The sequence below is a fragment of the Prosthecobacter fluviatilis genome (genome assembly GCF_055388355.1).
Genome location: NZ_AP043782.1, coordinates 717,913 through 729,805 on the forward strand (window position 1 = coordinate 717,913; position 11,893 = coordinate 729,805).

The following is an 11,893-nucleotide window of genomic DNA, read 5'->3' on the forward strand; positions in this document are numbered from 1 at the left end:
ATTCGGATGAGGAAAGAGACGCGCACCGGGGGGGGAGACCGCCATTTTCTTCCCCATTTGCCTCTTGAGTCCACGCCACTCCCGCTCAATGCCTAGCGCATGCTTCTAGGCTACTACATGCACGACCTCGGCCCGTTTGTGTTTCACACGCCCATACGCTGGTATGGCCTTGCGTATGTGCTGGGCTTTTACCTGACCTATCGCGTGATGCACTACCTCGGCAGGCGCGGGCTTTCTGAGATCAAGCCGGAGGCGGTGGCCGATTTCATCACCCTGGTGGCGGTCTTCGGGCTCGTCCTGGGTGGCCGGCTGGGCTTCATGCTGCTGTATAATTTCGACGAGTTCATCCATGCCCCGTGGACGCTCTTCATGCTCTGGCAGGGCGGCATGGCCAGCCACGGAGGCATCGCGGGCGTCACCCTCTTCTGCGGCTGGTATGCCTGGAAGCACAAGATCTCGTGGGCGGGCATCGGCGACTCCATCGTCTGCGGTGCGCCGCTGGGGGTGTTTTTGGGACGCATCGCCAATTTCATCAATGGCGAGCTCTTTGGCCGCGTGACCACGCACAAATGGGCGATGAAGTTTCCCACGGAGCTGCTGCATGAGGATTTCGTCAAGCAGGGCGGAGATCCGGCCTTGAGGGACGAGGTCTGGCAGAACGGCCTGCAGCACAGCCCGGACATCATCGCCTACTTCAAGCAGCACAGCGACCGCCTCCCCCCCCTGGAGGACATCCTGCACCCGCGCCATCCCTCCCAGCTCTATGAGGCGCTGGGCGAAGGCCTGCTGCTCAGCGCCATCCTGATCTTCCTGCGTCTGCGCTTTCCACGGCTGCGCCAGGGCATCATTGCCGGGCTGTTCTTCATCCTGTATGCCATCGCCCGCATCGCGCTGGAGTATGTGCGGCAGCCGGACAGCGGCTCCGACATGATCATGGGGCTGACCAAGGGGCAGTTTTACTCCACCTTCATGTTCATCGTCGGCGGGCTGTTCATCGGCTACGGCCTGATCTGGGGCAAAAGCCCGCCCGGGCGTGCCGAGGCCAAGGCCTGATTTTTTCGCGGGTTCTGCATACAAAAGCCGGGCCTTGAGGCGTTAGGCAGGGTGTATATTGTGTGATATACCCCCCTGCCCCCGCATGGAAGCCTCTTTTGACTGGAAACAAACCTTTGACCAACTGGCCCCGCAGCTGGTGATGTACGCACGTCAGCTCGTGGACGCCAAGGCCGACGCTGAAGACGTCGTCCAGCAGGCGTTTGTGCGCTGGTGGCGGCGGTTTCCAGAGGGAGATGCCGCCCACATTCCGCTGCTTTACGCAGCCGTGCGCACCATCGCGCTGGACCAGCGCCGCTCCGACCACCGCAGGGTCAACCGTGAAGCCAAGTCAGACCTCGCCGTGGCCGGTGAAAACGCCCCCGTCTTTGACCCCCGCCCCGAGCAGAAGGAGACGGCGGCCATCGTCGAAAAAGCCCTGCAGTCCCTGCCCGAAGACCAGCGCGAAGTCGTCACGCTCAAGCTCTGGGGCGATCTCACCTTCAATGAAATCGCCGCGCTGACCGGCGGCTCGATCAACACCATCGCAGGCCGTTACCGCTACGCGCTGCAGGCGCTGCACAAGAAGCTCGGCCACCTGCGTGCCGACCTCCTCGGCGAATCCGCATCTCCCGCCATCAACATCCTACCCTTCCCATCAACCAGAGAGGCTATGTCATGAACAACGACCCAAACGACACCCAACTCGAAAACCTGCTGCGCGGCCTTGCCCCGGCACCCGCCTCCCGCTCCCTGGCGCAGCGGGTCGATGAAGAACTGAAACTGGACATGAGCTGGCTCAGCACCAGCCGCCGCAAACCGCAGGCCCTGCCACGCTGGATCATGTCTGCCGGCTGGGCCGCCATGGGGGCCGCGGCCGCCATCGCCGTGATGAGCCACCTGCCCCAGCAGCCGGGCGCCCAGGCGCTGGCCGCTGTCACTCCCACCAAGCCCGTCGTGCTCACCGGCACCACCATCCGTGAATGGGATGACTCCGCAGCCGGTGCCTCACGCGCTGACCATGACCGTGCGTCCGAGAAACACGCCCTCGTCGTCTCCCGCGAGCTCGGCACGTGGGTCGATCCCCGCTACGGCACGCAGCTGACCATGGAGATCCCCAGCCAGCGGCAGCTCCTGCCCGTCTCCTACAAATAGGAGGCTTAGGGCCCGGGAGTCTTTCAAACCTTGCCTGAAAACGAAAGCGGCGCCGGCTGATGAAGCCAGCGCCGTTTTTGTTTGAGCAGGGATGTCTCGACGAATTACTTCGCAGCCAGAGCTTCCTTGATCGCCGTCATGACCTCCGGGGAGTCCGGCTGCACCTTGGGCTCGAAGCGCTTGAGGATCTTGCCATCCTTGCCGACGAGGAATTTGCCGAAGTTCCATTTCACATCGCCTGGGAAAGGAGAGGCCGGTCCGCTGAGCACCTGGTAGAGCTCGCACTTGTTGGGACCCTTAACGGCCACCTTGTCAAACATCGGGAAGGTCACCTTGTACTTGAGCGAGCAGAACTGCTTGATGTCCTCATTGGTGCCGGGCTCCTGCCCGCCGAAGTCATTGCAGGGGAAACCAAGCACGGCCAGGCCGTCCTTCTTGAACTCCTGGTTCAGGGCCTCGAGCTGCTTATACTGCGGTGTGTTGCCGCACTTGGATGCGACGTTGACGATCAGCATCACCTTGCCCTGGTAGGTTTTCAGGGAGGTGTCTTTGCCGTCGATGTCCTTCAGCGGCACATCATAGACGGATTTCGGGGCGTCAGCAGCACAGAGTGCGGCAGCGAAAAGAAGGGAGGAGGCAAGCGTGAGCAGTTTCATGGGACGACAACCAACGCGCCAACCCGCGCACCTCTTTGCAACAATCGCTTCCCACCGACCGGCTGCCGCGCCCTTACCTGCCCAGCACGAGCGTGGCGAGCGGGGGGAGATCGACGACGATGCTCCACGGCTGCCCCTGCCAGGGCACCTGCTGCGCCTGGAAGCCTGCGCCAGCGCTGACGCCGGAGCCGGCATAGGCGGGGGCGTCGCTGTTGAGGAGCTCGCGGTAGCTGCCCGCTTCGGAGACGCCCACGCGGTAGTCTTTGCGGCACACGGGGGTGGCATTCACCAGGACGGTCACCCTGTCGCCATCGGCTGCTGAGCGCACAAAGGCAAAAATGCTGTTGTCCGCATCATTGGCATCCAGCCAGTGGAAGCCGCCGGGCTCGTGGTCTTTTTCATGCAGCGCAGGACGGCTGGTGTAGAGGTGGTTGAGGTCCTTGACGAGCTGCTGCAGACCGCTGTGCTCCTCGCCAAGGAAGAGGTGCCAGTCCAGGCTGCCGTCATGCCGCCACTCGTTCCACTGGCCAAATTCGCCGCCCATGAAGAGCAGCTTTTTGCCGGGGTGCGCCCACATCCAGGAGAAGAACATGCGCAGATTGGCAAACTTCTGCCAGCGGTCTCCGGGCATCTTGTTGATCAGGGAGCCCTTGCCATGCACCACCTCATCGTGGCTGAGCACGAGGATGAAGTTTTCATCAAAGGCGTAGATCATGGCAAAGGTGGCCTCGCCATGGTGGTACTTCCGGTGCACGGGATCCTCGGCCATGTAGCGCAGGCTGTCGTTCATCCAGCCCATGTTCCACTTGAAGCCAAAGCCGAGGCCGCCGCCGCTGACGGGCTTGGAGACTCCGGGCCATGCGGTGCTCTCCTCGGCGATGATGGTGGTGCCAGGATGCTTGGCATAGCACACGCTGTTCAGCTCGCGCATGAAGGCGATGGCCTCCAGGTTTTCACGCCCGCCCAGGTGGTTGGGGATCCACTCACCCGCATTGCGTGAGTAGTCCAGGTAAAGCATCGATGCCACGGCATCCACGCGCAGTCCATCGATGTGGAACTGCTCCAGCCAGTAGAGGGCGTTTGAGATGAGGAAGTTTTTCACCTCGTGGCGGCCGTAATTGAAGATCAGCGTGCCCCAGTCCTGATGCTCGCCGAGGCGCGGATCTGCATGCTCATACAAGGCGGTGCCGTCAAACCTGGCCAGGCCGTGCGAGTCCTTGGGGAAGTGCCCCGGCACCCAGTCGAGAATGACCCCAATGCCGGCCTGATGGCAGCGGTCCACGAATTCACGGAACTCATCCGGATTCCCAAAGCGGCTGGTCGGCGCGAAGTAGCCGGTGACCTGGTAGCCCCAGGAGCCGTCAAACGGATGCTCCGCGATGCCCATGATCTCCAGGTGCGTGAAGCCGAGGTTTTTGACATAGGGGATAAGATCGTCCGCCAGCTCCTTGTAGGACAGCCAGCGGTTCCCCTGCTCCGCCTTGCGCTTCCATGAGCCGAGATGCACCTCATAGGCGCTCATGGGTGAGTGATACAGATCGCGCTTCGCCCGCACCTGCATCCACTCGCTGTCAGACCAGCGGTAGCGGTCCATGTCAAAGACCAGGCTGGAGGTCTGGGTGCCATGCTGGGCAAAGACAGCAAAGGGATCGCTCTTGAGGCACATGTGGCCGTGGGTATCCACCACCTCAAACTTGTAGTGCGTGAGCTCGGTGACGCCCGGGATGAAAATTTCCCAGATGCCGGCCTCGATGCGCTTGCGCATGACGTGCATGCGGCCATCCCAGCGGTTCCAGTCGCCAACCACGGAAACGCGCTGCGCATTCGGCGCCCACACGGCAAACTGGCAGCCGGCGACCCCGTGCAGTGTTTTCAGGCTTGCGCCAAGCACATCCCACAGGCGCTGGTGCGTCCCCTCACGGAAATAGTACATGTCCTGGTCTCCGAGCAGAAGGCCGAAGGAATAGGGATCGCTCAGGCGCGTGGTCTCACCCTCAGAGGAGGTGATCTCCAGTTCGTAGAGTCCCCGTGGCGTCATGGCTTCAAAGTAGCCGTCCTTGTGCACTTTTTCCGCCACCACACGCTCCGTCCCGACGATGACAGCCACCTCCCTGGCGTAAGGCTGCATGGTGCGCACCACCTGCCGGCCCTCCCCTGCTTCATGCGCGCCGAGAAAGGCGAACACATTTGGATGTCTGGCAGCCAGCACGGCTTCGATCTCGGCTTTGGGGGAGTATTGGCTCATCAATGCCACTCATGGAGCCTTTCGCCCAGAAAGCAACGGCTCTAGCATCTCCTTCACAATTCGTGTCCAGGCGAGCCTCACCATCATGCTGCGCCGTGCCTGCCGCGCCTGCATAGCGGCGTTTGACTTGATCTTGCGTGCCAGGGTTTTGGGAGAGGTGGTAAGCTTAAAGAAAGCAGCAGCCACCGCCACTTCACGATGAGCCGGAATGGAGGAGCAAAACACGGGCACGCCATGCAGCGCACCTTCGATCAAAGGAAGACCATAGCCCTCCTGAGTACTCGGCAAAAACAGCAGATCTGCCATTTGGTACAAACTCCGCACGTCATTGTCTGTCAGCGGGGCTTTTTCACCCATGAAGCACACCCGTTTGATCACACCGAGGTCTTTGGCCAGCTTCTTCAGCTCACGGAAATACTTTGCACCGTCGGACTGGTGCGGATCCGGAGCTGCGGTGACGATGTACAAAGCCCCGGGCAGCTCCGCCAGCACCTGCAGGCCCAGCTCGATGTTCTTCCGCCGCACAAAGCGTGTGGGCTGCAGCAGCACGAGCGACTCGTGCTCCAGATTCAGTTCACGCACGCGATCAGTGAGCCCCAGAACAGCCGCCGAATCACAGCCGTTGGGGATGACATGAACGGGCTCCTGTGTCACCGTCGCATAATCCTGACGCCTGAACTCGGAAACGGCCACATGGATGGCCTGCGGGACTTCGGCCCACCAGCGGACATCATGCACCCAGTTGATCCAGCGGATGTCGGGGCGTGAACGTGTCAGCGCGATGAGCTGCTTCGTCCACGCGAGATCAAAGGGCATGGTGAAGACATTGTGGACGATGACGGCGTCCCACGGGGCCATGTGCCATTCCGCCCGCGTCAGGATTTCCACCTCATGGCCTAGCTGGCGTAAAGCGGCAGCTTGTTCGCCAATGACGCGTTCCACTCCACCGATGACAGGAGGTTTTGAGTAGTGAAGAATGGCGATCAGCATGAAGAGGAAGCAGGCGGACGAGCCATGGATATTATAGCCCGCTTAATAGACGAGCATTATTTCAGCTTTGATGGGTTTGGTTGTGACAAACCCAGTCAAAGCACTCCATCAACTCTTGCGAAATAAAACAAAACCTCACACTAAGGCGTTTCTAAGCAAGAGTCTCGGACCAAAGAAGCCGCCGCGCTTAATATCGCTGATGCGAACCATTGGCTCGCAATGTGTCATGCATCTCCGAATCGGGTTAAGACGGCTCTGCTTGGGCTCCATAATTCGCCCTGATCATAAGATGAAAATCCCACCAAACACAATGGCATACCTAAAATATTACATGCATAACACTTGACGAATTTCAGCATTAAAGCCTATAAATCCACCGCTATGAAAATGACTAACCGCGCTTTTTGGATTGTGCTTTTCACTGTCTGGGGAAATTTCATGCTGGCAAACGCCAAGGACGAGGTTCGCCTCTCCTACCCCTCCAAGGTCGAGTCCTCGAAGGGCAAGGAACGCGAGAAACTTTTCACCCCGTGGATGTCCTACGACGCCCTGCGGGACCAGGTCGATGAGCGACGCGGCAAAGGGGAGCAGATCATTTACTTTGAGTACAACGGAGCCGCCTCACAGGCGCGCGCCATCTTTCTGACCAAGTTCAAGCTGAACGGCCCCTACTCCCGCTGGTACATGGTTACCGAGCAGGCCATGGAGGACAAGCTCAACAGCGAGGTCAAAAACGGCCTGCAGCCCGCATTCGTTGTCCGCAACACCAGCGGCGGCTTCACCATGCTGTTTGTCTCGCCCCCCGACCTGGAAGCCGTGCGTGCCCAGCTCAAGGAACTGGGCATCGGCGAGCCGAGGCTGAAAAAGTAAATCAGCCCCGGCTGACGCAAGAAGTTGTGGCTCACACCACGATGTTCACCAGCTTGCCGGGCACGACGATGATCTTCTTCGGCGGCTTGCCTTCCATGAACTCCTGCACGCGGGCGCTGGCCAGGGCGATCTTTTCGATCTCCTCCTTGGTGGCCTGAACGAGCACGCGGGCTTTGTCGCGCAGTTTGCCATTCACCTGGAAGACGATCTCCACCTCGTCCTCAATGAGGGCGGCGGGATCGTACTTCGGCCATTCGGCATCGCTGAGCAGGCCGTCCACGGCCAAAGCCGGGAACTTGCTGGCGATGCGCGCATTCAGCTCCTCCGCCAGATGCGGCGCGAAGGGGCTCAGCACCTTGAGGAAGGTCACGATGGCAGCGGCAGGTTTCACTTCTGCGCCGGTGAAGGCATTGGTGCACACCATCATCTGGCTGATGGCGGTGTTGAAGCTGAGCTTCTCGATGTCCTCGCCGCACTTCTTGATGGTCTCATGCAGCGCTTTGGTGAGTTGCTTGTTGGCTGGCACATCCTGCAGCGCGGCAGACATGCTCCACACGCCCTCGTCATCCACTTCCATGACCAGACGCCACACGCGGGCCAGGAAGCGGTACACGCCCTCCACGCCCTTCATGCTCCAGGGCTTCACCTGCTCCAGAGGGCCCATGAACATCTCATACAGGCGCAGCGCATCGGCGCCGTAATCGCGTACAACGTCATCGGGATTCACCACGTTGCCGCGGGACTTGGACATCTTCTGCCCGTCTTCGCCCAGAATGAGTCCCTGGTTCACCAGACGCTGGAAGGGTTCCGGCGTGCTGACATAGCCCAGATCAAACAGCACCTTGTGCCAGAAGCGCGCATACAGCAGGTGCAGCACGGCGTGCTCGGTGCCACCCACATAGAGATCCACGCCGCCGGGCTTGCCGCCGCCCATCCAGTACTTCTCGGCGGCTTCGCCGACAAAGCGCTCGCTGTTTTTGGCATCGCAGTAGCGCAGGTAGTACCAGCAGGAGCCCGCCCACTGCGGCATGGTGTTCAGCTCGCGCGTGGCGGTGGCGGAGTACTGCACCCATTCCTTGGCTTTGGAGAGAGGCGGCTCGGGTGTGCCAGTGGGCTTGAAGTCTTCCAGATCCGGCGGCATCAGCGGGAGTTCGCTTTCTGGAATGCTGCGGTGGTTGCCATCTTCCCAAACGATCGGGAAGGGCTCGCCCCAGTAACGCTGGCGGCTGAAAAGCCAGTCGCGCAGCTTGAAGTTCACCGTGCCTTTGCCCAGGCCCTTTTCTTCCAGCCAGGCGGCTATTTTCTTTTTCGCTTCGGGGGTGGTCAGGCCATCGAGAAAGCCGCTGTTCACGGCAGTTCCATGCTCAGTGAAGCCCTGCCAGTCCTTGCCTTCCGGCGGCTGCACCACCTGCTTGATCGGCAGTTCAAACTTCTGCGCGAACTCAAAGTCGCGCTCGTCATGCGCGGGCACGGCCATGATGGCTCCGGTGCCGTAGCCCATGAGCACGTAGTCGGCGATCCAGATGGGGATCTGCTCGCCATTGACGGGATTGATGGCATACGCGCCAGTGAAGACGCCGCTCTTTTCCTTGGCCAGTTCCGTGCGCTCCAGGTCGCTCTTGCGGCTGGCCTTCTCACGGTACTGCTCGACAGCCGTCCCCTGCTCTTCTGAGACCAGTTGATCCACCAGACGATGCTCCGGTGCCAGCACCATGTAGGTGGCTCCAAACAGGGTGTCCGGGCGGGTGGTGAAAACGGTGATCGTCTCTTCGCTGCCCGCCACTTTGAATTTCACTTCGGCTCCTTCGCTGCGGCCGATCCAGTTTCGCTGCAGCAGCTTGATGCTCTCCGGCCAGTCCAGGCCGTCCAGTTCATCGATCAGGCGCTGGGCATACGCGGTGATGCGCAGCATCCACTGGCGCATGGGGCGGCGCTCCACGGGGAAGCCGCCGACCTCGCTCTTGCCGTCCACCACTTCTTCATTGGCCAGCACCGTGCCCAGCTCCGGGCACCAGTTCACGGGGGCGGAGGACACATAAGCCAGACGACGGGAGTCAATCTCCTCGCGGCTCAGCCCCTTGGCTTCCAGTTCGGAAATCGGACGCGCTTTGCCGTCATCACCCACATAGGAATTGTACAGCTTCAGGAAGATCCACTGTGTCCACTTGAAGTAGCCGGGGTCGGTGGTGTTCACCTCGCGGTCCCAGTCATAGGCAAAGCCCAGGCTCTTGAGCTGCTTGGTGAAGTTGGCCACGTTCTTCTCGGTGGTCACACGCGGGTGCGTGCCGGTCTTGATGGCATACTGCTCGGCGGGCAGGCCAAAAGCGTCCCAGCCCATGGGGTGCAGCACGTTGTAGCCGGACATCTTCTTGAAACGGCCGATGATGTCCGTGGCGGTGTAGCCCTCCGGGTGCCCCACATGCAGGCCCGCGCCGCTGGGATACGGGAACATGTCGAGCACGAAGTACTTCGGCTTCGAGGCGTCGAAATCGGCATCGCCGGGGTTCGGCGTGCGGAAGGCCTTCTTGGCCTCCCACACGTCCTGCCACTTCGGTTCAAACTCGGAAAATGGAAACGCTTTGCGCTGTTCGCTGCTCATAGGGGGCGCGAAAGAAGGCGAGGAGCGGTGAGCGGTCAAATAAAGTACTTATGAGCTTTAGCTCATTCTGGGAACGCTCCCCCCCCGAGTCCCGAGTGAGCTGAAGCTCACGAGTACTGTCTTCCCTCTTACTTAAAAAGCTTCGATCCCGCCTTCAGATGCTCCGCATGCTCCTGCAGGCGCAGTTCCACGCGTTCGCGGATGGTGCGCTCGCCGATGCCGTCGTGCTTGGTGGCGACGAGGGCTTTGAGGAGGTCGATCAGCGACTTCAAATCGTCCATCATCACATACTCCGGCGCGATCTGGCGGGAGTCGTTCAGGTTGTGGTAGTTGCCCAGCGGGATGGAGATGCCCGCGCTGCGGACGCCTGCCGCCTGGGTGGCAGTGGCTTCGCAGGCACCGGCATCCAGCAGGCAGCGCTGCACGCGGATGCCCTGCTCCTTGGCGGTGGTCATCAGCACGGCCACGGCCTCGCTGTCAAAAATGGAAACACGGTCTCCCACACGCAGGATCGGGCCGCCGCCCATCACCGCGCCGTTGACAGGGCGGCTGGTTTCCAGGGAAAGGAAGACGCTGTCTTCGCCAAAGGGCCAGTTCTGGGCGAGATGCCAGGCTCCGAGCCAGCCCACCTCCTCCGCACGGGTGAATGCCGCATGCACCGTGGTCTGGATGTTCAGGCGCGCCAGTTCGAGAAAGGTCATCACGATGGCCGCACAGCCGATGATGTCATCACAGGCGGTGGCTTCAATGCGGGTGTTGGTGATGTTCACCGGAAAGTTCCATGTGGCGATCTGGCCTTTGACCTTGCGCAGGCCGCGCTTCACGCCGGCCTCGACTTCGAGCTTGCCCACACCGCCGAGGAAATCCCACTCGTCACGCTTCTTGCTGCCCGGGGGCTTGATGAAGGCAGGATGATCCATGTGCGCACCGAGCACCCAGGTGGGCTTGCTCTTGGATTTGCCGTTTTTGTAGGTGGCCAGCAGGTTGCCAAACTTGTCGTGCTTCAGCTTCACATTCGGGCAGTCTTTGAGCAGGGCTTCGATTTCCGCACGCACATGGTATTCGTGAAACGGAGCCGTCGGCTGCTTGAGGAGTCGCTTGAGAATGTTGTTGAGGCTGTTGGATGGCATGAGCCATCGTAACGCGAAAATACGCAAACACCAAATGCCACGTGACGATGCTTTGATATTTATTCAAATCCGCCGCCATCACCCACCCTGGCCGTGTAGCTGCAGCCGCGACAGAGCAGCTATTCAGGTTGAACGCGGCGATGCACCGTCGTAACACGGAGGGCCTCCTTTTAAATTCATGGTGAAGAAACTTCGATATTCCCTTGAGATCAAGCTGCTGGACCTCGCCGTCTGGCTGCTGCCCCAGGTGCCGCGCCACGTGCTCATGGTGCTCTCCCGCGTGCTCGGCACGCTGGCCTTCTGGCTGGACCAGCGAGGGCGTGCCACAGCGCTGGACAATCTGCGCTGCGCCTTTGGCGCTCAGTACACCCCGGTCGAGAGGTGGCGCATCGCCTGTGGCTCCTACCAGATCTTTGCACGCACGTTTGTGGACCTGTTCTGGTCCCCGCAGCTCACAGCAGGCAACTGGCAGAAGCATTTCGACATCATCACCGACACGGCCTCCGAATTAAAGGCGCGCAAGACCGGCGGCGTCTGGGTCACGCCGCACTACGGCAACTTTGAGCTCGTCAGCCAGGTCTGGGGCTTTCGCGGATTCCCCTTCACCGTCGTGGCACAGGACTTTAAAAATCCGGCCATCACGCACCTGTTTAAAAGACTGCGCGAGCAGTCCGGCCACACCTTCATCTCGCAGGAAAATGCCATGATCAAGCTGATCAAGGCTCTCAAGCGCCAGGGCCACGCGGGGCTGCTCACGGACCTGAGCATCCCTCCCGGCAGGGCCGCCGCGGCGATCCAGTGCTACGGCATGTGGACTTCGGTGCCCACACTGCACGTGGAACTCGCCAAACGGCTCGGCCTTCCCATCATCACCGGCGTGTGCCGCCCGCTGCCAGACGGCCGCTACGAGGCACGCCTCTGTGAAGCCCTTGAGCCAAAGCCCGAAGATGACACCCGGGAGCTGACGCAGCGCATCTGGAACCGCTTTGAGGAGGAAATCCGCAAACATCCGGAATGCTGGCTGTGGATGTACAAGCAGTGGCGCTACCGGCCGGTAGGCGAGCATGGCGTGCCACACCCGGACTACCCTTTCTACTCCAATTTTTCCGAGGCCCTGGTCAGCATGATCCCCCCGGAGCTACTGGGACAGAAAGCAGCGCCTGCCACCACACACGCAGTCGGCTGAAAGACTTGGCCCTGCGCGCCAGTTTTTTCC

At 60.8% G+C, this 11,893-nt stretch carries 10 protein-coding genes; 5 read left to right on the forward strand and 5 right to left on the reverse strand.

From position 1 onward, the window contains the following. The first annotated feature begins 99 nt into the window (after window positions 1–99). The 3 genes from lgt (at window position 100) to ACZ5WW_RS02560 (ending at window position 2,187) form a co-directional block, all read left to right on the forward strand. A complete protein-coding gene (gene lgt / locus ACZ5WW_RS02550; protein ID WP_377169750.1) occupies window positions 100–1,053 on the forward strand; it encodes a prolipoprotein diacylglyceryl transferase in 954 nt (317 codons plus the stop codon). 85 nt (window positions 1,054–1,138) lie between these two features. After that, complete coding sequence (locus tag ACZ5WW_RS02555; RefSeq protein ID WP_377169752.1) at window positions 1,139–1,714, forward strand: RNA polymerase sigma factor; 576 nt, start codon at window positions 1,139–1,141, stop codon at window positions 1,712–1,714. Next, window positions 1,711–2,187, forward strand: coding sequence for a hypothetical protein (locus tag ACZ5WW_RS02560; protein WP_377169754.1), 477 nt, complete (start codon window positions 1,711–1,713; stop codon window positions 2,185–2,187). The genes ACZ5WW_RS02555 and ACZ5WW_RS02560 overlap by 4 nt, the downstream gene beginning before the upstream one ends. 104 nt (window positions 2,188–2,291) lie before the next feature. Here the strand turns inward: ACZ5WW_RS02560 and ACZ5WW_RS02565 are convergent, their stop codons facing one another. From ACZ5WW_RS02565 to ACZ5WW_RS02575, 3 genes are all read right to left on the reverse strand, one after another. Further along, window positions 2,292–2,843: a glutathione peroxidase gene (locus ACZ5WW_RS02565; RefSeq protein WP_377169756.1), complete on the reverse strand. Its 552-nt coding sequence runs from the start codon at window positions 2,841–2,843 to the stop codon at window positions 2,292–2,294. Window positions 2,844–2,916: 73 nt separating this feature from the next. Beyond that, window positions 2,917–5,088, reverse strand: a complete 2,172-nt coding sequence (glgB, locus tag ACZ5WW_RS02570) for a 1,4-alpha-glucan branching protein GlgB (RefSeq protein WP_377169758.1) — start codon at window positions 5,086–5,088, stop codon at window positions 2,917–2,919. Window positions 5,089–5,097: 9 nt separating this feature from the next. Next, a complete protein-coding gene (locus tag ACZ5WW_RS02575; protein ID WP_377169760.1) occupies window positions 5,098–6,078 on the reverse strand; it encodes a glycosyltransferase family 4 protein in 981 nt (326 codons plus the stop codon). A gap of 381 nt (window positions 6,079–6,459) precedes the next feature. Here ACZ5WW_RS02575 and ACZ5WW_RS02580 point away from each other — a divergent pair, with 381 nt between their 5' ends. Next, window positions 6,460–6,948, forward strand: coding sequence for a hypothetical protein (locus ACZ5WW_RS02580; RefSeq protein WP_377169762.1), 489 nt, complete (start codon window positions 6,460–6,462; stop codon window positions 6,946–6,948). Between the two features lie 31 nt (window positions 6,949–6,979). Here the strand turns inward: ACZ5WW_RS02580 and leuS are convergent, their stop codons facing one another. Together leuS and ACZ5WW_RS02590 are read right to left on the reverse strand one after the other, a co-directional pair. Next, a complete protein-coding gene (gene leuS, locus ACZ5WW_RS02585) occupies window positions 6,980–9,547 on the reverse strand; it encodes a leucine--tRNA ligase (RefSeq protein ID WP_377169765.1) in 2,568 nt (855 codons plus the stop codon). Window positions 9,548–9,675: 128 nt separating this feature from the next. Continuing rightward, the gene (locus ACZ5WW_RS02590) at window positions 9,676–10,677 is read right to left on the reverse strand and encodes a M20/M25/M40 family metallo-hydrolase (RefSeq protein WP_377169767.1); all 1,002 of its coding nucleotides are present in this window, start codon (window positions 10,675–10,677) and stop codon (window positions 9,676–9,678) included. A 178-nt stretch (window positions 10,678–10,855) separates the two neighbouring features. Here ACZ5WW_RS02590 and ACZ5WW_RS02595 point away from each other — a divergent pair, with 178 nt between their 5' ends. After that, entirely contained in the window at window positions 10,856–11,863 is a 1,008-nt protein-coding gene (locus ACZ5WW_RS02595; RefSeq protein ID WP_377169769.1) for a lysophospholipid acyltransferase family protein, read from the forward strand. Window positions 11,864–11,893: the final 30 nt, after the last annotated feature.

What these genes read in the sequence shown, in the direction of transcription:
- ACZ5WW_RS02565 (WP_377169756.1), bottom strand. Translation starts at nt 2,843, where the DNA reads ATGAAACTGCTCACGCTTGCCTCCTCCCTTCTTTTCGCTGCCGCACTC.
- leuS (WP_377169765.1), bottom strand. Translation starts at nt 9,547, where the DNA reads ATGAGCAGCGAACAGCGCAAAGCGTTTCCATTTTCCGAGTTTGAACCG.
- ACZ5WW_RS02595 (WP_377169769.1), top strand. Translation starts at nt 10,856, where the DNA reads ATGGTGAAGAAACTTCGATATTCCCTTGAGATCAAGCTGCTGGACCTC.
- ACZ5WW_RS02580 (WP_377169762.1), top strand. Translation starts at nt 6,460, where the DNA reads ATGAAAATGACTAACCGCGCTTTTTGGATTGTGCTTTTCACTGTCTGG.
- ACZ5WW_RS02575 (WP_377169760.1), bottom strand. Translation starts at nt 6,078, where the DNA reads ATGCTGATCGCCATTCTTCACTACTCAAAACCTCCTGTCATCGGTGGA.
- ACZ5WW_RS02555 (WP_377169752.1), top strand. Translation starts at nt 1,139, where the DNA reads ATGGAAGCCTCTTTTGACTGGAAACAAACCTTTGACCAACTGGCCCCG.
- ACZ5WW_RS02590 (WP_377169767.1), bottom strand. Translation starts at nt 10,677, where the DNA reads ATGCCATCCAACAGCCTCAACAACATTCTCAAGCGACTCCTCAAGCAG.
- lgt (WP_377169750.1), top strand. Translation starts at nt 100, where the DNA reads ATGCTTCTAGGCTACTACATGCACGACCTCGGCCCGTTTGTGTTTCAC.
- ACZ5WW_RS02560 (WP_377169754.1), top strand. Translation starts at nt 1,711, where the DNA reads ATGAACAACGACCCAAACGACACCCAACTCGAAAACCTGCTGCGCGGC.
- glgB (WP_377169758.1), bottom strand. Translation starts at nt 5,088, where the DNA reads ATGAGCCAATACTCCCCCAAAGCCGAGATCGAAGCCGTGCTGGCTGCC.